This is a genomic window from Pseudoxanthomonas kalamensis DSM 18571 (genome assembly GCF_010211745.1).
GTDB classification, from domain to species: domain Bacteria; phylum Pseudomonadota; class Gammaproteobacteria; order Xanthomonadales; family Xanthomonadaceae; genus Pseudoxanthomonas_A; species Pseudoxanthomonas_A kalamensis.
Window position 1 is genome coordinate 43,685 of sequence record NZ_PDWQ01000002.1, and the last position, 23,251, is coordinate 66,935.

Consider the following 23,251-nt stretch of genomic DNA (forward strand, 5'->3'; position numbering starts at 1 on the left):
ACCGATGACGGATGGGCGGTCAGCGCAACGCCGACTGCAACGCCTTGCGGATGATGGTTTCGGCCGCGTCGCCATCGGCGGCGGCCTGCCGGGCCATGCGCTGCGCCTCGGCCGGCTTGTAACCCAGCTGCTGCAGCGCGATGGTCGCCTCGGACAAGGGGTCGGCCGGGCCTCCGCCGGCCGGCAGCGTCGCGCCACCGGCCAAGTCGGCCGCACGGTCGCGCAGTTCCACCACCATGCGTTCGGCGGTCTTCTTGCCGATGCCGGGGATGCGGGTCAGCGCAGTGACGTCGCCGGCCTGGACCAGGCGGGCGAACTCGTCCACCGATACGCCGGACAACACCGCCAACGCGATCTTCGCACCGACCCCGCTGACCTTCTGCACGTCGCGGAACAGCCGGCGCTCGGACTCGCGCAGGAAGCCGTACAGCGACACGCTGTCTTCCTTCTGCGCATGGTGGGTGAACAGGCAGACCTCGCGGCCAAGTTCCGGGAGGTCGTAGAAGGTGCTCATCGGCGCCTCCAGTTCATAGCCGACCCCGCCCACGTCCACCACCAGCCACGGCGGTTGCTTGTAGGCCAGCACGCCGCGCAGACGACCGATCACTTGCGCCCCCAGGCCTGTCGCGCGTCCACTCCCAGCCGCGCCGCGGTCGCGCGCACGTGCGCGTGGGTGATGGCCACCGCCAGCGCATCGGCCGCGTCGGCCTGCAGCTTGCCGGCCAGCCCCAGCATCATCGCCACCATGTGCTGCACCTGCTGCTTCTCCGCGCCGCCGCCGCCGACCACGGCCAGCTTGACCTCGCGCGCGGCGTATTCGTGCAGCGGCAGGTCGTGCATGACCACCGCCGCCATCGCCGCACCGCGCGCCTGGCCCAGCTTCAGCGCCGAGTCGGGGTTGCGCGACACGAACACCTTCTCCATCGCGACTTCCTGCGGCTGCCAGGTTTCGATGATTTCGTTCAATCCGCTCACCAGGCGCTTCATCCGCCGGGGAAAATCGCCCTCGCCCAGCAGTACCAGCGGCGCATGATAGACGCTGCGGGCCTTGCCCGCCGCATCGACGTCGATGATGCCAATGCCAGTCCTCTGCGAACCGGGGTCGATGCCGAGGATCCGGGTCATGTCGTCCGCTTACGCGTACGCGTCGGCACCGAGATCGGCGTTGGAGTAGACGTTCTGGACATCGTCCAAGTCTTCCAGCCAGGCCAGCAGCTTGGCCACCTGCTGCGCGTTCTCGCCCTCCACGGCCACGTCGTTGTCGGCGCGGTAGGTCACCTCGGCGATGCCCGGCTCCAGCCCGGCGGCCTGCATCGCCGCCTTGACCGCGCCGAACCCGTCCGGCGCGGTCAGCACGTCGATCGAGCCATCGTCCGGATACACCACCACGTCGTCGGCACCGGCCTCGATCGCGGCCTCGGTGATCGCCTCCTCGTCGGCGCCGGGGGCGAAGCTCAGCACGCCGAGCCGCTTGAACATGAATGCCACCGAGCCCTCGGTGCCCATGTTGCCGCCGAACTTGCCGAAGGCATGGCGCACGTCGGCCACGGTGCGTACGCGGTTGTCGGTCAGGCAATCGACGATCACGGCCACTCCTCCGGGCGCATAGCCCTCGTAGCGGACCTCTTCGTATTCGACCCCTTCCAGCTCGCCGGTGGCCTTCTTCAGCGCGCGCTCGATAGTGTCCTTGGGCATGTTGAAGCCCAGACCCTTGTCGATCGCCGAGCGCAATGCCGGATTACTTGCCGGATCGCCGCCACCCTTGCGGGCCGCGACCGAGATCTCGCGGATGATCTTGGTGAAAACCTTGCCGCGCTGCGCGTCGCTGGCGTTCTTGCGTGCTTCGATCGAGGGACCACGGCCCATGGGGTTATCCGGCAAACGGTGTAGCGAAGCGGGGAATTATAACGCTGCCCCCGATCGGGGGCCGATCTGCCGCTCACGGCGGCAGGAAACGGCCCTCGCGCAGGAACTGCCCGGCCTGCGCCGCGACCTGGTCCGAAAACACCAGTCCGGTGTGGCTGCTGTGGACGATGCAGTGGTCGGCCAGCCCCGGTAGCCGTGTTTCCTCGAGGCCGACGGTGCCGTCGGATACCCCGTCCGGGCGCGCGAACAGCCGCCCCAGCCCGCGCGCCACGTCGCCGGCGATCATCCCGACCTCGGCGGCCCCGTCCCAGGTCGGCAAGCCGTCCAGCAGCAGCTCGGCGCTGTAGCCCAGTAGCGGCCGGCTCCAGGCGTGCGCGGCCACGTTGCGCGCGGTGGCGCTGCCGCGCAAGGGCGAGCCCAGGCAGACCACCCGCCGTACCGGCAGTTCCGGCGCGGCGCGCAGGGCCTGCAAGGCCATCAGTCCGCCCAGGCTATGGCCGACCATGCCTTCGACCGGCTGCCGTCGCAGGCGCTCGACCAGCCGCGGCAATGCCTTCCGCGGCCCCTCCAGCACGCTGGCGTATCCGAACGTCGCGACCTCGAAGCCCTGCGCGCGCAATCCCGCCGACAGCCGAAACAGCCACCAGGGCGCATTCAACAGGCCATGCACGAGCAGTACGCGACGGATCATGCCGCCAGTCTGTCCGGATTCAGCCCGCCGGGCCAGCCGGCCGGCGCAGGATGAACTCGTCGTCCAGGGTGTTGCCAACCGGGAAGTGGTATTCGCCCGCCTTGGCGAAACCGTAGCGCGCGTAGAACCGCTGCGCACCGAAGTTCTGAGACCACACGCCCACCCACAGCGTCCGCGGCCCCTCGCGCAGCAGCCAGTCCATCGCCGCGTCCATCAGCTGCGCGCCGAGTCCGGCATTGTGGAATTCGCGCAGCACGTACAGGCGCTTCAGTTCGCCGTCGTCCGCCTGCACCTCTGGGTGCGGCAGGCCGCAGGGGCCGGCCGCCGCATGGCCGATGGCCACGCCGTCGTTCTCCAGCAGCCACATCGCCTTGCGCGGGTCCTGCAGTTCCTCGCGCTGCGCCTCGGGCGCATAGCAGGTGCGCAGGAAGTATTCGAGATCCTCGGGCGGATACAGATGGCCGAAAGTCTCGATGAAGGTCGCCGTGGCGATGGCGGACATCGTCCCGGCGTCGTCGGGGGTCGCGCGGCGGATCAGCATGGAGCGAGTGGAGAGTGGCGAGGAGAGAGGAACGAGTGAAGTCAAGAACGCAACGCATGGTGCTTTCCACTCACTCTTCACTCCTCTTCACTCACTCCTGCTTTTCCCGTACCCGCACGTGCACTTCGGCCAGCTGCACGTCGGGAATCGGCGACGGCGCGCCGGTCATCAGGCATTGCGCGCCGGTGGTCTTCGGGAACGCGATCACGTCACGGATCGATTCGGTGCCGGCCATCAACGCAGCGATGCGGTCGATGCCGAAGGCGATGCCGCCATGCGGCGGGGCGCCGTATTTCAGCGCATCCAGCAGGAAGCCGAACTTCAGCTCGGCCTCTTCGGCGCCGATGCCCAGCAGTTCGAATACCGCGCTCTGCATTTCCGGACGGTGGATACGGATCGAGCCGCCGCCGATCTCGTTGCCGTTCAGCACCATGTCGTAGCCGCGCGACACCGCAGTCTTCGCATTCGCCTTCAGTTCGGTCACGTCATCGACCGCCGGCGCGGTGAACGGATGATGCAGGGCCACGTGGCGCTGCGCCTCCTCGTCCCACTCGAACATCGGGAAATCGGTGACCCACAGCGGCTTCCAGCCATCCTGCACGAGGCCGAAGTCCTTGCCGGCCTTCAGCCGCACCGCGCCCATGAAATCGCTGACCTTGTTGTAGCCGCCGGCGCCGAAGAACACGATGTCGCCGTTGCCGGCGCCGACGTGCTTCAGCAGCACGCCGAACGCGTCCTCGTCGAAGAACTTCTGGATCGGCGAGCTGACCGCGCCCGCTTCGTCGAGCTTGATGTAGGCCAGCCCCTTTGCGCCGTACTTGGCGGCGTGCGCGGCGTATTCGTCGATCTGCTTGCGCGACAGCGACGCACCGCCGGGGATGCGCAGCGCAGCGACGCGACCGTCGGGGTCGTTGGCGGGGCCAGTGAACACGGCAAACCCGCTGTCCTTCACCAGTTCGGCCACGTCCACGAGTTCCAGATCGATGCGCAGGTCGGGCTTGTCGGAGCCGTAGCGACGCATCGCCTCGGCCCAAGTCAGGCGCGGGAATTGCGCGTCCAGTTCGACGTCCATCACTTCCTTGAAGATGTCGCGGACCATGCCCTCGACCGTGTCCTGCACATCGCGCTCCTGCACGAACGCGAATTCCATGTCGAGCTGGGTGAACTCCAGCTGGCGGTCGGCGCGCAGCGCCTCGTCGCGGAAGCAGCGCGCGATCTGGTAGTAGCGGTCGAAGCCGGCCACCATCAGGATCTGCTTGAACAGCTGCGGGCTCTGCGGCAAGGCGTAGAACTCGCCGGCGTGCATGCGCGCCGGAACCAGGAAGTCGCGCGCGCCTTCCGGCGTGGCCTTGGTCAGGATCGGCGTTTCGATGTCCTGAAAGCCGCGCGCATCCAGCCAGCGACGCAGCGCCTGCACCAGGCGGATGCGGGTGCGCTGCATGCGCTGCATCTCGGGCCGCCGCAGGTCCAGGTAACGATATTTCAGGCGCGTGTCCTCGCCCGGATTCTCGTGGGCGTGGAACGGCAGCGGCTCGGCCTTGTTGAGGATCCCGATCCTGGTCGCGATCACCTCGACCTTGCCGGTGCGGATCTTGTCGTTGACCGCATGGCGGGCGCGCACCGTGCCTTCGACCTGCAACACGTCTTCGTAGCCCAACTGCTCGGCTACCGCGAACACCTCGGCGGCATCCGGTTCCACCGTCACCTGCACGATGCCTTCGTGGTCGCGCAGGTCGATGAAGCACACGCCGCCCAGGTTGCGGGCAACGTCGGTCCAGCCACACAGGGTGACCGTCTGCCCGATCATCGATTCGTCGATCAGGCCGCAATAGTGGGTACGCATGGAGGCTCCGCGAAATCCGTCCGGTCGCGCCGGAAAGCCGCCTAGTCTAACCGGCAACGGCTCAGTCTTCGGCGCCCCAGGGCGGCAGGGGCGTCGGCAGCGGCCGGGTCAGGTCGAATTCGACCCGGAACAGGCGCCCGTCGGGCCGGCCGAGCTGGTAGGCAAAGGTCTGCCCCGGCTGCAGCTCTATCGTCCAGGTGTTGCGAAGCGAGGCGGTCAGCCCCTCCCGGCGGAACATCTCCACCGACTCCGCATCGACCGGGAACTCCTGCTTCGAAGCACTGCCGGGAGTAAGAGTGTCGCCGCCGTACAGGGTCACCGCATCGGGGCTGCCATCGGCATGCCGATGGTCGTGCTTGAGCCTCAAGCCGCTGGCCGTGCGGCTGAGGACCCAGGTCCGCGAGCGGTCTTCGCCGACGTGGAACGGCACCCGGATCTCGTGCCCGGGCTGTGCACAGCCGCGCACATGCATCACCAGCGCCTTGCCTTCGAACGGATCCGGCGTGGCCGAAGCCGGCTGGTTGGCGACGATGCGGCCGCCGTAAGCCTGCCCGCAATGCGCTGCCAGCGCGGCGAGAAAGGCATCGGCCGGCGCCGGCGGTTCGGAAGTACTGGCGCAACCCGAGGCTGCGAACACCAGCAGCACGGCCGCAAGATGCGCCTTCATCGCGCGTTCCTGCCATCGGCGCGGCACAGACTCACGATGCCGGACTCGACGGCTTGGACTCGGATTTCGCCGCCGGTTTGGCGCTCTCGGCAGGCTTGGCCGCTTCGGTCTTGCCTGCGGCGGCGTCCAGCTTGGATTCGCCGGACGACCCACCGCTCTCGCCGGCGGCCAGGTTGCGCTTCTTGTCGCCGTCCTTCTTGAAGTCGGTCTCGTACCAGCCGCTGCCCGCCAGCCGGAACGACGGCGCGGTCACCTGCCGTTTGACCGCCTTCGCCCCGCATTCAGGGCAGGTGTCGGGATCGGGGTCGGACATCTTCTGCAGGCGGTCGAAACTGTGGCCACAGGCGGCGCACTGGAAGGCATAGATCGGCATGGCGTCGGAACGGCGGAAAGGGGGTTCAATCGGCAATTTTGGGGGCGGCGGCCGCGGAATCAAGCCGGCGCGCGATCACGTCGTCCGGATGCAGCACCCGATCCTCGACCGGTTCGACATCGAACGGCGCCCGGAACACCAGCGACGGCAGCAGGGTAGTCAGGGTGGCGTACAGCAGCAAGCCGCCGAACAGCTCCGGCGGGATATGGAAGCGGTCGCGCATGATCCCGGCCAGCACCAGGGTGAAGATCAGCGTCGGCGCCAGCGCCAGCGATACCCGCAGGCTGTTGCCGCTGCTTTCCTGCCGGAACATCAGCCGCCGCTGCAACCACAGCACCGCGATCCGCAGCGGCAGCACCACCGCGGTCAGCGCCAGGCCAATCCCGAGCGCCTTCCAGCTCAGCGCATCCTCGGGCACCCGGGTGCCGGCGTTGAAGAAATAGAACGGCACGAAGAACGAGGCGAACAGGCGCACCGCATGCAGGTTGGCCTCCGAGGCCAGCAGCGGCATCCGTACCTGCAGCAGGCGCGCGACCAGGCCGGCGATGAAGGCGCCGACCAGGTAGTACACGCCCAGCTTGTAGCTGATGTAGGCCGCCACCAGCCCGACCATGACCAGCAGCGAGAATTCCGAGCCCGGCGCATGCGGCGCCACCCAGCGCCCCAGCGCGACGAACACCAGCGGCAAACCGACCAGCATCGCCAGCATGACCCCGGACGACACCGCCATCTTCGTCGGGTCGCTGGCCTGCAGCACCACGAACAGCGCCGCCAGCGCCAGCAGCTCGCCGGCGATGGCCTTGCTGGTGACCCAGAAGCGCTCCTGCTCGTCCAGACCCAGCCGCGCCAGGGTATCGAGGATGAAGCCGGTGGACGGCGTCAGCAGCGCCAGCGCCAGCAGGCCGGACGCCTGCCAGCCAAGGTCGAAGTAGTGCCAGGCCAGCCACGACAGGCCGACCAGCACCACGGTGCGGATCGCCAGATGCGCCAACAGCGGTCCCAGCCCCTTGCGCAGGTCGCGCAGCTCGACCTCCAGGCCGGCGAACAGGAACAGCGAGGAGATGCCCAGCGTCGCCAGCATGCCGATCACCGGATCGTGCGCCCGTTCGTGCCAGACCAGCATCGCCGCCACCCCGAACAGCAGGCAGGTCAGCGGCGCCGGGATCTTCCAGCGCTGCAGCGCGCGCGGAATGACCAGCAGAGCGAAAATCAGCAGCAGGTAGATCAGTTCGTTGCTCATCGGCGGTGGGGGTCCTCGAAGTCCTGATGGCGCCCGGACAACCACGCCCGCAACGCATTCCCTCCGTGCCACGTTACCACCCCCGCAAAGCCGGCTCCGCCCATCGCCGGAATTTTGTCCAATTCAATCAATATGTTATGATTCCAAGATAGAACTCCACCGGTGCAACACCGCGCCCCGACGCCGGCGCGAACCGGTCCCGCCCACCGGGACCGCTCCTGCTTTCCACGGAAGAAGTTTCCAGGCACCGGCACCCGCTCCCGCCCGCTGTCAGGAAGTCCGTTGACCCCCAAAAACGCTGTCCGCAATTCCCCGTCCCGTCCGTCCGTGGCCCCGCGCCGCACGCCCAGACTGATCCTGGCCACCGATCTCGACGGTACCTTCCTCGCCGGGTCGGCCGAGGACCGCCACCGCCTGTACCGGCTGGTCGACCAGCACCCCGACATCCACCTGATCTTCATCACCGGACGCGGCCTGGAAGCGGTCATGCCGCTGCTGACCGACCCGTCGATGCCGCGCCCGGACCATGTGGTCTGCGATGTCGGCGCCACCGTGGTCGACGGCCGCAGCCTGCAGCCGCTGCAGCCGCTGCAATCAACCATCGAATCGCGCTGGCCGGGCGAACAGGTCGTGCTCGAGGCGATGCGCGCCTTCCCGCAACTGCAGCGCCAGGACGTGCCGCAGGAGCGCCGCTGTTCGTACTTCTGCGACCCGGAAACGTTGGGCCCGATCCGCGCGGCGATCGAGCATGTGGCCAGCGCGCTGGGCTGCGACGTGCTGTATTCGGCCGACCGCTACCTGGACATCCTGCCGCCGGACACCGACAAGGGCCGCACCCTGCGTGCGCTGACCCGGCAACTGGACCTGCCGCGCGAGCGCATCCTGGTCGCCGGCGACACCCTGAACGACCTGTCGATGTACATGGCCGGCTTCCACGGCGTCTGCGTCGGCGAATCCGAGCCGGCGCTGATCGAGGCCACCGGCTCGTTGTCCGAGACCTACCACGCGCAAGCGCCGGGCTGCGGCGGCATCCTCGAGGCCATCGACCACTTCCGTCTGCTCGCCGATGACGACAGCGGCCTGGACACGCCGAGCCGTCCCGACAAGGGCAAGGCCGAACTGGTGATGGTCTATCACCGGCTGCCGTACGAGGAGGTCGTCGAGGACGGCCAGCGGGTACGCCGGCGTCCGAAATCCCCCAACGGCATCATTCCCTCGCTGCTGAGCTTCTTCCACGGCGGCCAGGCCGGCTCGTGGGTGGCGTGGAGCATCGAGGACCCGAAGCAGGGCCCATTCGAGGTCCATACCGAAGTCGATCCCGAGCACTACCCCACCCTGACCGCGGCGCGGGTGCCGCTGAGCAAGCAGGAAGTGGACATCTTCTACAAGCGTTTCTCGAAAGAGGCGTTCTGGCCGATGCTGCACGTGTTCTGGGAACGCGCGCGTTTCCGCGAGGACGACTGGCAGGTATTCCTGAAGGTCAACCGCAAGTTCGCCGAAACCACCGCCGCCGAAGCCGCGCACGGCGCCACCGTGTGGATCCACGACTACAACCTGTGGATGGTGCCGGCGTACCTGCGCGAGATCCGCCCGGACCTGAAGATCGCCTTTTTCCACCACACCTATTTCCCCTCCGCCGACGTCTTCAACGTGGTGCCGTGGCGACGCGAGATCATCGGCAGCCTGCTCAGCTGCGACTACATCGGCTTCCACATCCCGCGCCAGGTCGAAAACTTCGTCGACGTCGTGCGCGGGGTGATGCCGGTCGAGCGGCTGGAAATGCAGAACTGCGCACCGCGCTTCGTCACCTACGGCTGCGCGGTCGGGCTGGACACCATGACCACGCGCCTGCGGGTCGGCGATCGCGTGGTCGCGCTGGGCGCGCATCCGGTCGGTACCGACCTGAAGCGGATCCGCGACGTGCTAGCCAATCCGGACGTGCGCAACAACGTGTACAAACTGCGGCGCGAGATCGGCGCACGCAAGCTGGTGTTGTCGATCGAGCGGCTGGACTACACCAAGGGCACCCTGGCCAAGCTGGAAGCCTACGAGCGCCTGCTGGAAACCCGGCCGCAGCTGCAGGGCAAGGTCACCCTGCTGATGGTCTGCGTGCCGGCCGCACGAGAGATGACTGTCTACCGCACCCTGCAGAACCAGATCGAGCAGGCGGTGGGCCGGATCAACGGTCGCTTCTCGCGGCTGGACTGGACCCCGGTGCGCTTCTTCGCCCAGGCGCTGCCGTTCGAGGACGTGGTCGCGCACTACGCCGCTGCGCAGGTGATGTGGATCACCCCGCTACGCGACGGCCTGAACCTGGTTGCCAAGGAATTCGTCGCCACCCACGGCATCGAAGGCAGCAGCGGCGCACTGGTGCTGTCCGAATTCGCCGGCGCCGCCGCCGAGCTGAAGGGCGCGGTGCTGACCAACCCGCACGACCAGGCCGACCTGAGCGCGGCGCTGGAACAGGCGCTGTCGATGCCCGACGACGAAGCCGCCGGCCGCATGCGCCAGCTGTACGACATCGTCGAATACCACGACATCGACCGCTGGGGCCGCGAGTTCCTGGCCGCGGTGAAACAGGCCGTGCAGCCGGCTCACCAGAAGGCCAGCACCAGCAGGAAGGTCAGCAAGGCGACCAAGAGCATGCCCAGGCGCAGCGGCAAGGCCGGCAGCGCCGCCGCCTGAGGCGATGCCACCGCCGCCAGCTGCTGCGCGTCCGCCGGCCGGCCGCGCAGCAGCTGCCACAGCAGGATGAAGCCGCAGGTGGCGGCGAACAGCACGCCGGCGACGATGCTGAAATGCAGGTTCGCCCAGCCCAGCTGGGTGGCGGCGAACCAGGCCAGGCTCAGTGCATGCCCACTCAGGGTGCCGAGGAAAGCGGCGTCGGCGCCGATGCGGCGGTTCCACATCGCCATCACGAATACCGCCACCAGTGGCGGAGTGACATAGGCGAAGGCCTGCTGCAGATAGGCGAACAGGCCGGGGAAATGCTGGATCTGCGGCGCCCACAATGCCGCCAGCGCCATCAGCACCAGGGTCAGCACACGTCCAAGCCGGGCCAGCGCGCGGGTATCCATGCCCGGCCGGTGCGGCTGCACGAAATCGACACTGATCAGGGTCGAAGCCGAGTTCAGCGCCGAATCCACGCTCGACATGATCGCCGCCAGCAGGCCTGCCAGGATCAGTCCGGCCACGCCGACCGGCGCGTAATGCCGGATCAGCTGGGCAAACACCTCGTCGCCGCGCTGCAGGTCCGGCAGCAGCGCCGCCGCCATCGCTCCCGGCAGCACCATCAGGAACAACGGCAGCAGCTTCAGCGCTGCCGCGATCAGCGAACCGCCGGCCGCCGCATCGACGCTGCGTGCGCCCAGCAACCGCTGCGACACATACTGGTTCATCGTCCAGTAGTAGAAGCCCAGGATCGGCAGGCCGATCAGGGTGCCCAGCCACGGCAGTTCGGGATCGTCCAGCGGACGGATCAGCGACAGGTGATCGTCGGGCACCGCCGCCATCATCCGCGACCAGGAGAAGTCGAACTGCGAGAACACTACCCCGGCCAACAGCGCCGACCCGGCCAGCAACACCACGGTCTGCAGCGCATCGGTATAGACCACCGCGCGCAGGCCGCCGGCAGCGGTATACAGGCCGGCGAACAACGCGATCGCGACGATGGTCGGGGTCAGCGGCAACTGCGGAAAGAACACCTGCAACACCAGCGCGCCGGCATACAGGCTGCCGGCGGTGTCCAGCACGATCGCCAGGAACACCGTCACCGCCGACAGGTACTTGCGCATGCGCGCATCGAAGCGCTTTTCCAGCAACTCCGGCACCGTGGTCAGGCGATCGCGCAGGAACACCGGGATGACGAAACGGGCGGCGAACAGCAGCACCAGCGCCGCCATCCATTCGTAGTTGGCCACCGCGATGCCCGAGGACCAGGCCGCGCCAGGCAGGCCGATCAGGGTGGTCGAGGAGATGTTGGAAGCGAACAGCGACAAGCCAACCATGCCCGCTCCCAGCGAACGCCCGGCCAGGAACAATTCGTCGCTGTCGGGACTGCGTCGCGCCACGCGCACGCAGACCACGATCACAATCAGCAGATACGCCAGCAGAACGGCGTAGTCGAGCGTGTGCAGCGCTCCCATCTTCCTCGTGCAATGCGTGCGGGGGTGTTTTCAGGGAAACACGGATGGCCACGCATTACAAATCGACGGTCGCCAGACCGCGACAGCCACACGCTCAGGACGCGGCGTCGTACAGCGCAAGCAAGGCTTCTTCGGCTATCTCCAGCTGCGCGCGCAATTGCGTCTGCTGACGCCCCAGTTCCGCGCCTTGCGAACCGTCGCCGGCAAACACCGCCGGATCGGCCAGCCGCATCTCGACCTCGACCAGTTGCCGTTCCAGTTCCGCCACCGTCTGCTCGGCCTTGCCCAGCTTGTGCGGGTTGATCCTGGGGCGTTCGGGTTTCGGTGCGGCGACCGGCGTCGCTTCCGCCTTCGGCATCGCCGGCGCACGCGCCTGCTCGCCCGAGGGACGCGAACGCAACCACGCGGCGTATTCGTCCAGGTCGCCGTCGAACGGCTCGACGATACCGTCGTGCACGCGCCAGAAACTGTCGCTGACCAGGCCGATCAGGTGGCGGTCGTGCGAGACCAGCACGATCGCGCCATCGAAGTCGCTCAGCGCTTCGGCCAGCGCCTCGCGCATGTCCAGGTCCAGATGGTTGGTCGGCTCATCCAGCAGCAGCACGTTCGGCTGCTTCCAGGCAATCAGCGCCAGCGCCAGCCGCGCGCGCTCGCCGCCGGAAAAGCCGTCGATGCTCTCGAAGGCGCGATCGCCGGGGAAATACCACTTGCCGAGGAAGTCGCGGAACGCCTGAGTCGCGGTGTCCGGCGACAACTCGCGCAGGTGGTCGATCGGCGAGGTGCCTTCCTTCAACGACTCCACCGTGTGCTGGGCGAAGTAGCCGATCCGCAGGTCCGGGTGCGCGTAACGCTCGCCGTCGATCAGCGCCAGTTCGCCGACCAGCGACTTGACCAGAGTCGACTTGCCGGCCCCGTTCGGCCCGAGCAGGCCGATGCGGTCACCGGCCTCCAGCCCGAAGCCGACCCCGGACAGGATGCGGACGTCGTTGCCATAGCCGCAGACACCGTCGTTGATCCGCAACAGCGCATGCGGCAGCTTCGCCGGCGGCGGGAAATCGATCCGGAACTCGCGTTCGGCGCGCACCGCCTCGGTGCCGGCCAGCTTGGCCAGCCGCTTCATTCGTGATTGCGCCTGCCGCGCCTTGCTGGCCTTGGCCTTGAAGCGGTCGATGAACTTCTGCAGATGCGCGCGTTCGGCCTGTTCCTTGTCGAAGGCGATCTGCTGCTGGCGCAGGTGCTCGGCGCGCTGGCGTTCGAATGCGGTGTAGTCGCCGGCGTACAGCTTCGCCCGGCCTTCGTTGAGGTGCAGGGTATGGGTGCACACGCCGTCGAGGAACTCGCGGTCATGCGAGATCAGCAGCAGGGTACCGGGGTATTTCAGCAGCCACTGCTCCAGCCACAGCACCGCATCCAGGTCCAGGTGGTTGGTCGGCTCGTCCAGCAGCAGCAGGTCGCTGGGCATCATCAGCGCGCGGGCCAGGTTCAGGCGCACGCGCCAGCCACCGGAAAACTCGCTGACCGCGCGCCGATGGGTCGCGGCCGGAAAGCCCAGTCCATGCAGCAGGCGGCCGGCGCGGGCCTCGGCGTCGTAGCCGTTCAGTTCGGCCAGCTTCTGATGCGCCTCGGCGACCGCCTCCCAGTCCTCGCGCGCATTGGCCTCGGCCTCGGCGCGCAGCACGCGGGCGATGGTCTCGTCACCGCCCAGCACGAAATCGATCGCCGCGTCCGGCAGCGACGGGGTTTCCTGCGCCACGCTGGCGATGCGCAGGCGGTTGGGCACATCGATGTCTCCACGGTCGGCCTCGACCTGACCCTGGATGGCGGCGAACAGGCTGGACTTGCCGGTGCCGTTGCGCCCAACCACGCCAACCCGCCAGCCCGCATGCAGGGCCAGATCGACCTGGGACAGCAGCAGCCGTTCGCCCCGGCGCAGGGCGAAATTGCGAAAGGAAATCATGCGGCAATTCTACCGGTTGCCGGCACCCCGCATTGCCTTGCAAGGCGAGCGGACATCAAGGTCATCCACCTTCCGCAGGGCAGCCACCCCTCGAAGGCGCGGGCGCGGCCCGCCCCCTGCCGAACTGGCTTGCAAGCAATCCGTCGTTGATAGCCGAACCGCATCTGCACATGAGCCCAGACCATTGGGAATGCATGCGATTGCAGCCGAACATGTCGTCAACGTCGTTCATAAAAATCCGATTGACCACGATGTCATCCCAGTGTAATCAAGGCATGTGCTGCATCGCACAAAAGTGATTCCACTTGCAACCTTTGCTCCGCCACGCGGTGGAGAGAACGCCCCCTGGCGTGTGACATCGACATAACTACAAACCCCAAGGAAGAGCTTCCAATGAAGAACAAACTGTCCCTGCTGTCCATCGCCGTCCTCGGCGCACTGGCCAGCCAGTCGGCGCTTGCCCAAGACAACAGCGCCCCGGCCAACACGCTGGATACCCTGATCGTCACCGGTACCCGCGTCGCCGACCGTACCGTGGCCGAGTCGACCGCCCCCATCGACATCATCAGCCCGGAAGTGCTGGAAGGCACCGGCACCACCGAACTGGCCACCGCGTTGTCGCGTGCGCTGCCATCGTTGAACTTCCCGCGTCCGGCCGTTTCCGACGGCACCGACGCCGTGCGCCCGGCCCAGTTGCGCGGCCTCTCGCCCGACCATGTGCTGGTGCTGGTCAACGGCAAGCGCTACCACAGCGGCGCCCTGGTCAACGTCAACGGCACCCAGGGCCGCGGTTCTGCACCGGCCGACCTGAATACCATTCCGATCGCCGCCATTGCCCGCGTCGAAGTGTTGCGCGACGGCGCATCGGCACAGTACGGCTCCGATGCCATCGCCGGCGTCATCAACATCGTGCTGAAGGGCAGCGAGAGCGGCGGCAGCATCGCCGCGCGCTATGGACAATACAGCGCCGGCGATGGCCAGCAGTACCAGCTGTCCGCCGATGCCGGTCTGAAACTCGGCGAAGCCGGCAAGATCCACTTCGCCGCGCAGGGCGGCCATCAGGACCAGACCGACCGCGCCCGTCCCTACCTGGGTTCCAACCCGGGCCCGAATTCGTCCAACCCGCCCGCGGGCGAGGTCTCGCAGCGGCTGGGCGATCCGGAAGTCGACCATGGCTCGTTCGCCTACAACGGCGAACTGAACCTCACCGACTACCTCACCCTGTATTCGTACGGCATCTATACCAAGCGCGACGTGCTCTCCAACGGTTATTTCCGTGAAGACCTTGATCCGAACAACATCCAGGAAATCTATCCGAACGGCTTCCTGCCGCAGATCAACAACGTCTCCACCGACTACGACTTCGTGCTGGGTGCCAAGACCTGGACCGATGGCGGCACCAACATCGACCTCAGCTACACCTACGGTTCCAACGAACTGACCTTCGACATCAAGAACACGCTCAACCGCAGCCTGGGTCCCACCTCGCCGACACGGTTCTTCGCCGGCGCGCTGGAATACAAGCAGCACGTGCTGAACCTGGACTTCAACAAGGCGCTGGAATGGGGTCTGGCCTATCCGGTCACCCTGTCCTACGGCGTGGAGTGGCGGGGCGAAGAGTTCATCCAGACTCCGGGCGAACCCGATTCCTACGCCAACGGCAGCTTCGGCGGCGCCGCCGGTTCGCAGGTGTTCCCCGGCTTCCAGCCCGGCTACAGCGGCAATTACGACCGCAACAGCCTGTCGTTCTACGCCGGCCTGGAGGGCAACATCACCGAGAAGTTCGCCCTCGGTCTGGCCGCCCGTGCCGAGGACTACAGCGACTTCGGCAATACCACCACCGGCAAGATCACCGCGCGTTACGACTTCAGCCCGGCGGTCGCCCTGCGCGGCACCGTGTCCACCGGCTTCCATGCGCCGGCGCTGCAACAGCAGAACTTCCAGGCGGTTTCGACCAACTTCATCGACGGCATTCCCTACGACATCGCCACTTTCCGCGTCGACCATCCGGCGGCGGTCGCCCTGGGCGCCGAACCCCTGAAGCCCGAAGAATCGGTCAACTACAGCCTGGGTCTGGTGCTGCAACCGGCCGACGGCCTGTACGTCACCATCGACGCCTACCGCATCGCCGTGGACGACCGCATCACCCTGTCCGCCAACCTGACCAGTACCGCAGTACGCAACTACCTCAATGCCAACGGGTTCCCGTCGGTCGGTGGCGGGCGTTATTTCACCAACGCCATCGACACCACCACCGACGGCATCGACATCGTCGGCACCTACAACTGGAAACTGGCCAACAGCAGCATCGACCTGACCGCCGGCTACAACTACAACAAGACCACGATCGACCGCGTCGCCGGCAACCCGGCTGCGCTGGAAGCCATCGACCCCACCGCCGAACGCTTCAGCCGGGTCGAGATCGGTCGCTTCGAGAAGGGCGCCCCGCGCGACAAGCTCTCGCTGGGCGGCACCTGGCATCTGGCCTCGTTCGACGTTTCGGCCAGCGCGACCCGCTATGGCGAGTTCACGTCGTTCAGCAGCAATCCGGACAACGACCAGACCTTCGGCGCCGAATGGACGCTTGATCTGGCCGCCACCTACCGGATCAACGGCTGGGAGTTCACCCTGGGCGGCGACAACGTCCTGAACGAATACCCGGACGAACTGATCTACGCCACCTCGAACAACGGCCAGTTCCCGTACAGCGGCAGCTCGCCGTTCGGTTTCAACGGCGCCTTCATGTACGCCAACATCGGCTACAAGTGGTAATCACCGCTGCAACCGGCAAACGGAAAAGCCCCGCATTGCGGGGCTTTTTCATTGCCCCGAACGCGAACGGCAACACATTGCCGCCACCTGCCCCATCGGCGACACTGATCGCATCTTCCGAGTATCGCTTCCCGACCACCCGATGCATCACGACACCGACCTGATCACCCTGATCGCCGTGGGCCTGGCCCTGGCCTTCGTGCTGGGCACCATTGCGCACAAGCTGCGACTGTCGCCGCTGGTCGGGTATCTGGTTGCGGGCATCATCACCGGTCCGTACACGCCCGGCTTCATCGCCGACCAGGCATTGGCCACCCAGTTGTCGGAAATCGGGGTGATGCTGCTGATGTTCGGCGTCGGCCTGCATTTCTCGCTCGACGACCTGCTGGAAGTGAAGGCAATCGCCATCCCCGGCGCCATCGTGCAGATCACCGTGGCCACCCTGCTCGGCTGGGGCCTGGCCTGGACGATGGGCTGGCCGACGCTGGATGGACTGGTGTTCGGACTGGCCTTGTCGGTTGCCAGTACCGTGGTGGTCACCCGCGCGCTGGAGGAACGCCGGCAACTGGATACGCTGCGAGGGCGCATCGCCATCGGCTGGCTGATCGTCGAGGATCTGGTGATGGTGTTGGCGCTGGTGCTGCTGCCGGTACTGGCGCAAGCCGGCCACGGCGAGGCCGGCGAACGCAGTCCGTTGCTGCCCCTGCTCGGCTGGACCCTGCTCAAGCTGTGCCTGTTCGTGACCTTCATGCTGGTGATCGGCAAGCGCGCGATCCCGTGGACGCTGGAGCGCGTGGCGCGTACCGGCCAGCGCGAACTGTTCACCCTGTCGGTACTCGGCATCGCGCTGGGCGTGGCGTTCGGCGCGGCCGCCCTGTTCGGGGTGTCGTTCGCGTTGGGCGCGTTCTTCGCCGGCATGCTGCTCAACGAATCCGAACTGAGCCACAAGGCCGCCGCCGACTCGCTGCCGCTGCGCGATGCTTTCGCCGTGCTGTTCTTCGTCGCCGTCGGCATGCTGTTCAACCCGGCGATCCTGCTCGAACAGCCCTGGCAGGTGCTCGGCGTGCTGCTGGTAATCTACGGCGGGCAATCGCTGGTCGCGTTCGGCGTCATGCGCCTGTACCGGCAACCGATGGACAGCTCGCTGACGGTTGCCGCCAGCCTGTCGCAGATCGGCGAATTCTCGTTCATCCTGGCCGCGCTCGGCCTCGGCCTGGGCATCCTGCCGAAAGCCGGGCACGACCTGGTGCTGGCCGGCGCATTGGTGTCGATCATCCTCAACCCGCTGCTGTTCGCCCTGCTCGACCGCCGGCAGTCACGGCAACTGGCCGAAGCCCCGCAGGAAGCCGAACCCGAACCGCTGCCGGGGCCGTCGCTGGAACTGGAAGGCCATGCCATCGTCATCGGCTACGGCCGCGTCGGCAGCGAACTGGCCGAGGTACTGCGCGAGCGCGGCGTGCCGGTGCTGATCATCGACGCCGACCGCGACCACGTGCAGCGCGCGCACGAACGCGGCATTCCGGGCATCCGCGGCAGTGCCGCCGCCGACAAGGTGCTGGCCGAAGCGCATCCGGACAAGGCGACCATCGCGATCCTGGCCATCCCGCAACCGCTGGAGGCCGGCGAAGCCATCGCCAAGCTGCGCGCCACCAACCCGACCCTGACCCTGCTGGCGCGCGCGCACAGCGACGCCGAGGTCCGGCACCTGCTGGAACACGGCGCCGACGGCGCGGTGATGGCCGAGCGCGAACTGGCGCATTCGCTGGCCGAGATGGTGCTGTCCACCCCACCCTACCGCGCCCTGCGCCGCACGATCCCCGCATGATGGAAAGCTCTTCGCCACTGCCGCTGCCCGCCCGGGTGCAACTACTACTGCCCGAGTGGATGCAGCACTTCCCCGACCCACACACCGTCTGCGCCAGCGACGAGGACAAGGTCGCGCTGGCCATCGAACTGTCGCGGCGCAATGTCGACGCCGGCAGCGGCGGGCCGTTCGGCGCCATCGTGTTCGACGCCGAAGGCCGCATCGTCGCCGCCGGCGTCAACCGGGTGATGCCGCAGCACACCTCGCTGGCGCATGCCGAGAACATCGCCTTCATGCTGGCCCAGCAACGCCTGCACAGCGCGCGCATCAACGCCGCCCTTGCTGCGCCGGTGACGCTGGCCACCTCCTCGCAACCCTGCTGCCAGTGCTATGGCGCGGCGGTCTGGGCCGGCATCGACCGCCTGCTGATCGGTGCGCGCGCCGAGGACGTGATGGCGCTGACCCCATTCGACGAAGGCCCGCTGCCCGCCGACTGGATCGGCGAACTGCAGCGGCGCGGGATTCAGGTCGTGCGCGACCTGCACCGCCAGGCCGCCTGCGAGGTGCTGCGCGCCTACGGCGAAAGCGGCCCGCGGTATTGAGGCCTTCGCGCGGGAACACGGCTGCCCTCGTCCGCCATCGGCCCTGCCGCGGTCATGGATAATGCGCGCACGATGACCACGATCCGCGCCGATTCCGCTCCGCCTGCCGGCATCGGCCTGCTTGGCTACTGCCGTCCCGGTTTCGAGCCGGAACTGGCCGCCGAACTGGGCGAACGCGCCGCCGCAGCCGGAATCGCCGGCTATGCACGCGCCAACCGCAACGACGGTTTCGTCGTCTACGCCAGCGACGATCCCGCCCTGGCTGCGGCCCTGCCCTGGCGCGAGCTGGTGTTCGCCCGGCAGAAACTGACCCTGCTGGCCGAACTGCGCGGACTGGACCCGAAGGACCGCATCGCGCCGATGCTGTCCGCCCTGCATGGACACGCACCGTTTGGCGAGCTGTGCGTGGAGCACCCCGATTCCGACGCCGGCAAGCCGCTGGCCGGGCTGGCACGCAGCTTCGGCAATGCGCTGCGGCCGGCGCTGCGCAAGGCCGGCCTGCTCAGCGCGCGCGACAACCCGCACATCCCGCGCCTGCACGTGTGCTTCATCGCCGGCGACCATGCCTTGCTCGCCGAGGCCGACACCCGCAACAGCGCGCCGTGGCCGCAGGGCATCCCGCGACTGAAGCTGCTGGCCGACGCACCGTCGCGTTCGGCGCTGAAGCTGGAGGAAGCGCTGCTGGTCCTGCTCGACGACGACCAGCGCGAGGCTTTGCTGCAGCCGGGCATGCGCGCGGCCGACCTTGGCGCCGCACCGGGCGGCTGGACCTGGGTGCTGACCCGCCACCACCTGCGCGTGACCAGCATCGACAACGGCCCGCTGCGCCCGCACGTGCTGGACACCGGCCTGGTCGAGCACCTGCGCGCCGACGGTTTCCACTGGCAACCGCCGCAGCCGCTGGACTGGATGGTCTGCGACATGGTCGAACAGCCGCGCCGGGTCGCCGAACGCATGGCCACCTGGCTGCGCGAAGGCTGGTGTCGGCACGCCATCTTCAACCTCAAGCTGCCGATGAAGAAGCGCTGGGACGAAACCCGGCTGTGCCTGGAGCTGTTCGAAGCGCAATCCGCGCGCCCGTTGCAGGTCCGCGCCAGGCAGCTTTACCACGACCGCGAAGAAATCACCGTGTTCGCGACCTGCGCATGAAGAAGGAGTCCACCATGGCCGCCAGCTGGCTCACCATCGCCGCGCCCTACGTGCCGGAAATCATCCGCCTGGCCAAACCGCTGTTCACCCGCAAGCCGCCGCAGGTGGACGAATCGCAGCAGCAACGGCTGGAACTGATCGAAAGCCAGATCGCCGAACTGCAGTCCGCGGCCACCACCAATGCCGATTCGATCAGCAAGCTGGCCAGCGACATGCAGAAGACGCTGGAAATCCTGCAGGTCGGCGCCGAGCGGGCCGAGCAGCAGGTGCGTGGCGCGCAGGCGCTGGCCTGGGTTGCCGTCACTGCCGCGGTGCTGGCGTTCGCGCTGGCGGCTTATGCATTGGCGAGTTGAGACCGGACGACTTCCGGACAGTTTGAACCGGCGGGCCGGGGCCCGCCCTACGCGGTGCGGCCGACGAACTCGACGTGCGCGATCCAGCCACGGGTGCGGCGTTGCAACCGCGTGGCCACGTCCTCGTCGCCGAAATTCGCCGTCGTCATCTTCAATCGCGAGCGGTCGATGCCTTCCAGCGCGTTGACGCTGACCACCGCATAGGTGCTGCCGTCGATCTCGGAGCTGACCACCGGCACCACGCCGCAACGGCGGCAGACATGGAAACGCGCGGTGCCGGTGCCGAAGGCGTATTCCTGGTGCGCACCGGCATCGGCAATGCGGACCTGCAGCTGTCCGCCGGGACTGGAAGTCCATACCCCGCCGTGCTTGACGCAGAACGAGCAATCGCAGGCGCGCGCCGGAATTTCCTCCGGCTCGCCGTCCCAGTCCAGGGTGAACGCGATATTGCCGCAATGGCAGCCGCCTTCGATCCGCATGCCTGACCCTGCCATTCCTCCGATCCGTTCGACGCGATCAACCGAAGGCTAGAAACTTCTTCCGTCCACATGCTTGCTGTGCAGCTGCCGCGGCTCGACCCCGGCCAGGCAGTTGACGTTGACGGCCACCATCTCGGACCCGTCCGGCGTTTGTCCGTAGGCAAAACTCTCCACGCCGCAGGTCTTGCAGAAAAGATGATGGATCGCCTTGCGATTGAACAGGTACTCGGTCAGGTTGTCCTCGCCCGACTTCAGCCGGAAGCCCGACCGCGGCGTGAACGCCAGCACGAAACCCATCTTCTGGCAGCGTGAACAATTGCAGGTGACGGTGTTGTCCAGGTCCAGATCGACCTCGTAATCCACTGCGCCGCACTGGCATCCGCCCTGGTAGTGTGTGACCGACATGTGCATGACTCCTTGTGGGTAGGTGACGACTCAGGAACCGCTGTCGCGCGGACGGGCCAGCAGCTGCCCCAACCAGGCGAACGGCAGGTAGGCGCAGATCAGGTCGAGCGCGATGAACCAGGTCGGCGCCGGAATCATCCGCGCCGCCATGATTCCGCCGACCAGGAACAGCAGGCCGACGATCATCGCCGCGACGCGCTTGTGCCGCAAGGCGATCCTGGCGGCGACGAAGGCGCCGACCAGGGTCCCCAGCGCATGCGCGAGGAACGGGAACAGGTAGTGGCGCGGTTCCAGCATCGGCAGCGCGGCACGGATGCCCTCGGCCGTGGTCATGTCGGCGCCGGGCGGCGGCGGGATCACCTGCCCGCTGATCAGGATCAGGCCCATGTTGACGGCACTGCCCACCAGCAGGCCGACGATAATGGCAAGTACGGTTCTCAGGATGGACATGTCTTCTTCCTCTGCATGAGTTGGCATGACCGACGCGCAAGCGCGACGCGAGAAGATTCTTTTACCCCATCGGCAATGTCATCGCCGATACGCCACGGTCGGGCAATGGTCGGGGCGCTCGGCCTACTGCTTCAACGCGGTGGCGATGGCCTGTTCGGCCAGCGGCGCCATCACCGCATAGCCGGTCGGGGTCGGGTGCACGCCATCGCCGGCCAGTTCCGGGTCCAGACCGCCTTCGGCATTGGCCATCGCGGTGTAGTAGTCCAGATACACCAGCCCGTTGTCGGCGGCGTAACGGCGCATCCAGTCGTTCAACGCGCGAATGCGTCCGGCTGGCCGGTAACCCGGCCGCCACGGGTAGGCGCTGGCCGGCAGCACCGAGGCCAGCACCACGCGGATGCGGTGGGCCGCGGCCAGTTCCGCCATCGAGCGCAGGTTGTCCTCGATCATGTCCAGCGTGGCCGGGCCGGTGTTGCCGGCGATGTCGTTGGTGCCGGCCAGGATCACCACCGCCTCGGGCCGCAGTTCGATCACGTCCTGGCGGAAGCGCAGCAGCATCTGCGCGGTGGTCTGCCCGGAGATGCCGCGGTTGACATACGGCTTGCCGGGGAAGAACTCGGTACCGGGCACGCGGCCCCAGCCATCGGTGATCGAGTCGCCATAGAACACCACCCGGCCCGCTTCGCTCGCCGGCAGCGCGGCATTGTCGTCGCGGTAACGCGCCAGGTTCGGCCAGTCCAGCAACTGCTTCTGCATCCCGCCGACCTGCCCGGCATCCAGCGTGGCCGGATCGGCCAGGTATTGCGGCGACACTGCCGGCGGCGGCAGCGAGGATTCGCCGTCCTGCGCGCAGGCCGCGAACATGGCGAACGCCGACAGGCTGAGCAGAACCGCGACAGACAGGTGTTTCATCGATCGACTCCGTTCACGCGACACGCGGGGTGCGCGGAACGATATCAGGTTTCACTTGCCCGACCCGATGCGCTCGACCGCCATGCGCACCAGCCGCACGGCCTCGTCCACGTCGGCATCCGCGAGTATCCGCATCTCGTGCCACGGCGAAGACGCCGAACGGTCGGGGTGCACCGTGGAATCCGGCAGGCGGGACAGGCGCTCGCGCTTTATCACGTCCTTGCCAAGGCGAATATCCAGCTCGCATTCGGAATGGAAATGCGCGAATTCCTTGCCGCCGTACATCAACGAAGCGAATCCATCATCGCGCCCCGGCCATGCCTGTTCCTCGACCCCGATCTCGCGGAGCTTCCGGCTCAGTCTTTTGCGCAATGCATGCATGGCGAATGATCCCGATCCTTCCTGTTCAAACCACCGGCGCATGGTAACCCGCAGGCGGCAAGGCGACCTCAACCACCTCCTGCACGTACCGGTTGCGGGCGTGGCAGGTGGATGACGTGCTTGCGGAAGTTCAACACCGTGCCGGTCATGGCATTGGTCACCACGAAGGCGATGGGCAGTTCGGGTTCCGCGTCCAGGACGACGCGGGCCTCGAAGCCGCGCGACTTCAGGAACTCTGCCGCGCCGTTGGCGCTGGCGGCGGGGTCGCTGGCGACCAGCCCGATGCTGGCCGAAGCGTGGCCGAGCTTCTGCAGTACCTCGGGCGGCGACTGGTTGATGATGGTGCCGTCCCACAGGATCGAGCGCCGTATACCGCTGCTGTCGAAGCGGAAGCGTTCCTTCAGTCCGTGCCGGGCCAGCAACGCGACAACCGCGTCCTTGGCCTCTGGCGTGGATGCGGAAAAGATGCGCGAGCCGCGATCCGGGAACGGAAGCGGATTGCGCCCGGTGGCCAGCAGGAAAGACCACCCCGCAAGGGCCACGAAGACCAGGCACGCCAACACGATGAACCACATGGGCAGGAACATGCTTGCCTCCTAATGCGACCGTATGGCCGGGGCT

The 23,251-nt window shown here is 67.2% G+C and carries 23 protein-coding genes; 6 read left to right on the top strand and 17 right to left on the bottom strand.

Features of this window, described 5'->3' with window-relative positions:
* Positions 1–19 precede the first annotated feature (19 nt).
* From ruvA to CSC70_RS04220, 9 genes are all read right to left on the bottom strand, one after another.
* Positions 20–607 (bottom strand): Holliday junction branch migration protein RuvA, encoded by a 588-nt coding sequence (gene ruvA, locus CSC70_RS04180; RefSeq protein WP_162455411.1) that lies wholly within the window; start codon positions 605–607, stop codon positions 20–22.
* On the bottom strand, positions 604–1,125 hold the full coding sequence (ruvC, locus tag CSC70_RS04185; RefSeq protein ID WP_162455412.1) for a crossover junction endodeoxyribonuclease RuvC: 522 nt from the start codon (positions 1,123–1,125) through the stop codon (positions 604–606). The genes ruvA and ruvC overlap by 4 nt, the downstream gene beginning before the upstream one ends.
* 9 nt (positions 1,126–1,134) lie before the next feature.
* On the bottom strand, positions 1,135–1,866 hold the full coding sequence (locus CSC70_RS04190; protein ID WP_162455413.1) for a YebC/PmpR family DNA-binding transcriptional regulator: 732 nt from the start codon (positions 1,864–1,866) through the stop codon (positions 1,135–1,137).
* A 73-nt stretch (positions 1,867–1,939) separates the two neighbouring features.
* Positions 1,940–2,557, bottom strand: a complete 618-nt coding sequence (locus tag CSC70_RS04195; protein ID WP_162455414.1) for an esterase/lipase family protein — start codon at positions 2,555–2,557, stop codon at positions 1,940–1,942.
* 19 nt (positions 2,558–2,576) lie between these two features.
* Positions 2,577–3,098 carry a GNAT family N-acetyltransferase gene (locus CSC70_RS04200; RefSeq protein ID WP_162455415.1) on the bottom strand — a complete coding sequence of 174 codons (522 nt, stop codon included), beginning with the start codon at positions 3,096–3,098 and terminating at the stop codon, positions 2,577–2,579.
* A gap of 91 nt (positions 3,099–3,189) precedes the next feature.
* Complete coding sequence (aspS, locus tag CSC70_RS04205; protein ID WP_162455416.1) at positions 3,190–4,941, bottom strand: aspartate--tRNA ligase; 1,752 nt, start codon at positions 4,939–4,941, stop codon at positions 3,190–3,192.
* Positions 4,942–5,002: 61 nt separating this feature from the next.
* Positions 5,003–5,608 (bottom strand): hypothetical protein, encoded by a 606-nt coding sequence (locus CSC70_RS04210; RefSeq protein WP_162455417.1) that lies wholly within the window; start codon positions 5,606–5,608, stop codon positions 5,003–5,005.
* A 31-nt stretch (positions 5,609–5,639) separates the two neighbouring features.
* Positions 5,640–5,981, bottom strand: a complete 342-nt coding sequence (locus CSC70_RS04215; protein ID WP_162455418.1) for an FmdB family zinc ribbon protein — start codon at positions 5,979–5,981, stop codon at positions 5,640–5,642.
* A gap of 25 nt (positions 5,982–6,006) precedes the next feature.
* On the bottom strand, positions 6,007–7,221 hold the full coding sequence (locus tag CSC70_RS04220) for a cation:proton antiporter (protein WP_162455419.1): 1,215 nt from the start codon (positions 7,219–7,221) through the stop codon (positions 6,007–6,009).
* Positions 7,222–7,572: 351 nt separating this feature from the next.
* Here CSC70_RS04220 and ggpS point away from each other — a divergent pair, with 351 nt between their 5' ends.
* Entirely contained in the window at positions 7,573–9,906 is a 2,334-nt protein-coding gene (gene ggpS / locus CSC70_RS04225; RefSeq protein WP_162455818.1) for a glucosylglycerol-phosphate synthase, read from the top strand.
* Here ggpS and CSC70_RS04230 read toward each other — a convergent pair.
* Both CSC70_RS04230 and CSC70_RS04235 read right to left on the bottom strand, forming a co-directional pair.
* Positions 9,816–11,366, bottom strand: a complete 1,551-nt coding sequence (locus CSC70_RS04230) for a sodium:solute symporter family transporter (RefSeq protein ID WP_162455420.1) — start codon at positions 11,364–11,366, stop codon at positions 9,816–9,818. The two genes, ggpS and CSC70_RS04230, sit on opposite strands and share 91 nt — an antisense overlap.
* Before the next feature lie 94 nt (positions 11,367–11,460).
* Positions 11,461–13,323 (bottom strand): ABC-F family ATP-binding cassette domain-containing protein, encoded by a 1,863-nt coding sequence (locus CSC70_RS04235; protein ID WP_162455421.1) that lies wholly within the window; start codon positions 13,321–13,323, stop codon positions 11,461–11,463.
* A 393-nt stretch (positions 13,324–13,716) separates the two neighbouring features.
* On the opposite strand from CSC70_RS04235, the gene CSC70_RS04240 reads away from it, so the two are divergent.
* The 5 genes from CSC70_RS04240 to CSC70_RS04260 all read left to right on the top strand — a co-directional run bounded on the left by CSC70_RS04240 (position 13,717) and on the right by CSC70_RS04260 (position 20,003).
* Positions 13,717–16,095, top strand: a complete 2,379-nt coding sequence (locus CSC70_RS04240) for a TonB-dependent receptor plug domain-containing protein (RefSeq protein ID WP_162455422.1) — start codon at positions 13,717–13,719, stop codon at positions 16,093–16,095.
* A 142-nt stretch (positions 16,096–16,237) separates the two neighbouring features.
* Positions 16,238–17,920: a cation:proton antiporter domain-containing protein gene (locus tag CSC70_RS04245; protein WP_162455423.1), complete on the top strand. Its 1,683-nt coding sequence runs from the start codon at positions 16,238–16,240 to the stop codon at positions 17,918–17,920.
* Positions 17,920–18,501, top strand: a complete 582-nt coding sequence (locus CSC70_RS04250) for a nucleoside deaminase (RefSeq protein ID WP_425501526.1) — start codon at positions 17,920–17,922, stop codon at positions 18,499–18,501. The genes CSC70_RS04245 and CSC70_RS04250 overlap by 1 nt, the downstream gene beginning before the upstream one ends.
* 72 nt (positions 18,502–18,573) lie before the next feature.
* Positions 18,574–19,650 carry a 23S rRNA (cytidine(2498)-2'-O)-methyltransferase RlmM gene (gene rlmM / locus CSC70_RS04255; protein WP_162455424.1) on the top strand — a complete coding sequence of 359 codons (1,077 nt, stop codon included), beginning with the start codon at positions 18,574–18,576 and terminating at the stop codon, positions 19,648–19,650.
* Positions 19,647–20,003: a hypothetical protein gene (locus CSC70_RS04260; protein ID WP_211369418.1), complete on the top strand. Its 357-nt coding sequence runs from the start codon at positions 19,647–19,649 to the stop codon at positions 20,001–20,003. Before rlmM ends, CSC70_RS04260 begins: the two co-directional genes overlap by 4 nt.
* A gap of 47 nt (positions 20,004–20,050) precedes the next feature.
* On the opposite strand, the gene CSC70_RS04265 is transcribed toward CSC70_RS04260, so the two are convergent.
* The 6 genes from CSC70_RS04265 to CSC70_RS04290 form a co-directional block, all read right to left on the bottom strand.
* On the bottom strand, positions 20,051–20,497 hold the full coding sequence (locus tag CSC70_RS04265; RefSeq protein WP_162455426.1) for a GFA family protein: 447 nt from the start codon (positions 20,495–20,497) through the stop codon (positions 20,051–20,053).
* A 33-nt stretch (positions 20,498–20,530) separates the two neighbouring features.
* Complete coding sequence (locus CSC70_RS04270; RefSeq protein WP_162455427.1) at positions 20,531–20,887, bottom strand: GFA family protein; 357 nt, start codon at positions 20,885–20,887, stop codon at positions 20,531–20,533.
* 30 nt (positions 20,888–20,917) lie between these two features.
* Positions 20,918–21,337, bottom strand: a complete 420-nt coding sequence (locus CSC70_RS04275; protein WP_162455428.1) for a hypothetical protein — start codon at positions 21,335–21,337, stop codon at positions 20,918–20,920.
* A gap of 123 nt (positions 21,338–21,460) precedes the next feature.
* Complete coding sequence (locus CSC70_RS04280; protein WP_162455429.1) at positions 21,461–22,249, bottom strand: SGNH/GDSL hydrolase family protein; 789 nt, start codon at positions 22,247–22,249, stop codon at positions 21,461–21,463.
* 51 nt (positions 22,250–22,300) lie between these two features.
* Positions 22,301–22,630: a luciferase domain-containing protein gene (locus CSC70_RS04285; RefSeq protein WP_162455430.1), complete on the bottom strand. Its 330-nt coding sequence runs from the start codon at positions 22,628–22,630 to the stop codon at positions 22,301–22,303.
* A 68-nt stretch (positions 22,631–22,698) separates the two neighbouring features.
* Positions 22,699–23,217 carry a hypothetical protein gene (locus CSC70_RS04290; RefSeq protein ID WP_162455431.1) on the bottom strand — a complete coding sequence of 173 codons (519 nt, stop codon included), beginning with the start codon at positions 23,215–23,217 and terminating at the stop codon, positions 22,699–22,701.
* Positions 23,218–23,251: the final 34 nt, after the last annotated feature.

Excerpts from the sequence above, each read along its gene's own strand:
- ruvC (WP_162455412.1), bottom strand. The coding sequence starts at position 1,125 with ATGACCCGGATCCTCGGCATCGACCCCGGTTCGCAGAGGACTGGCATT.
- CSC70_RS04190 (WP_162455413.1), bottom strand. The coding sequence starts at position 1,866 with ATGGGCCGTGGTCCCTCGATCGAAGCACGCAAGAACGCCAGCGACGCG.
- CSC70_RS04195 (WP_162455414.1), bottom strand. The coding sequence starts at position 2,557 with ATGATCCGTCGCGTACTGCTCGTGCATGGCCTGTTGAATGCGCCCTGG.
- CSC70_RS04200 (WP_162455415.1), bottom strand. The coding sequence starts at position 3,098 with ATGCTGATCCGCCGCGCGACCCCCGACGACGCCGGGACGATGTCCGCC.
- aspS (WP_162455416.1), bottom strand. The coding sequence starts at position 4,941 with ATGCGTACCCACTATTGCGGCCTGATCGACGAATCGATGATCGGGCAG.
- CSC70_RS04210 (WP_162455417.1), bottom strand. The coding sequence starts at position 5,608 with ATGAAGGCGCATCTTGCGGCCGTGCTGCTGGTGTTCGCAGCCTCGGGT.
- CSC70_RS04215 (WP_162455418.1), bottom strand. The coding sequence starts at position 5,981 with ATGCCGATCTATGCCTTCCAGTGCGCCGCCTGTGGCCACAGTTTCGAC.
- CSC70_RS04220 (WP_162455419.1), bottom strand. The coding sequence starts at position 7,221 with ATGAGCAACGAACTGATCTACCTGCTGCTGATTTTCGCTCTGCTGGTC.
- CSC70_RS04230 (WP_162455420.1), bottom strand. The coding sequence starts at position 11,366 with ATGGGAGCGCTGCACACGCTCGACTACGCCGTTCTGCTGGCGTATCTG.
- CSC70_RS04235 (WP_162455421.1), bottom strand. The coding sequence starts at position 13,323 with ATGATTTCCTTTCGCAATTTCGCCCTGCGCCGGGGCGAACGGCTGCTG.
- CSC70_RS04240 (WP_162455422.1), top strand. The coding sequence starts at position 13,717 with ATGAAGAACAAACTGTCCCTGCTGTCCATCGCCGTCCTCGGCGCACTG.
- CSC70_RS04245 (WP_162455423.1), top strand. The coding sequence starts at position 16,238 with ATGCATCACGACACCGACCTGATCACCCTGATCGCCGTGGGCCTGGCC.
- CSC70_RS04250 (WP_425501526.1), top strand. The coding sequence starts at position 17,920 with ATGGAAAGCTCTTCGCCACTGCCGCTGCCCGCCCGGGTGCAACTACTA.
- rlmM (WP_162455424.1), top strand. The coding sequence starts at position 18,574 with ATGACCACGATCCGCGCCGATTCCGCTCCGCCTGCCGGCATCGGCCTG.
- CSC70_RS04260 (WP_211369418.1), top strand. The coding sequence starts at position 19,647 with ATGAAGAAGGAGTCCACCATGGCCGCCAGCTGGCTCACCATCGCCGCG.
- CSC70_RS04265 (WP_162455426.1), bottom strand. The coding sequence starts at position 20,497 with ATGGCAGGGTCAGGCATGCGGATCGAAGGCGGCTGCCATTGCGGCAAT.
- CSC70_RS04270 (WP_162455427.1), bottom strand. The coding sequence starts at position 20,887 with ATGTCGGTCACACACTACCAGGGCGGATGCCAGTGCGGCGCAGTGGAT.
- CSC70_RS04275 (WP_162455428.1), bottom strand. The coding sequence starts at position 21,337 with ATGTCCATCCTGAGAACCGTACTTGCCATTATCGTCGGCCTGCTGGTG.
- CSC70_RS04280 (WP_162455429.1), bottom strand. The coding sequence starts at position 22,249 with ATGAAACACCTGTCTGTCGCGGTTCTGCTCAGCCTGTCGGCGTTCGCC.
- CSC70_RS04285 (WP_162455430.1), bottom strand. The coding sequence starts at position 22,630 with ATGCATGCATTGCGCAAAAGACTGAGCCGGAAGCTCCGCGAGATCGGG.
- CSC70_RS04290 (WP_162455431.1), bottom strand. The coding sequence starts at position 23,217 with ATGTTCCTGCCCATGTGGTTCATCGTGTTGGCGTGCCTGGTCTTCGTG.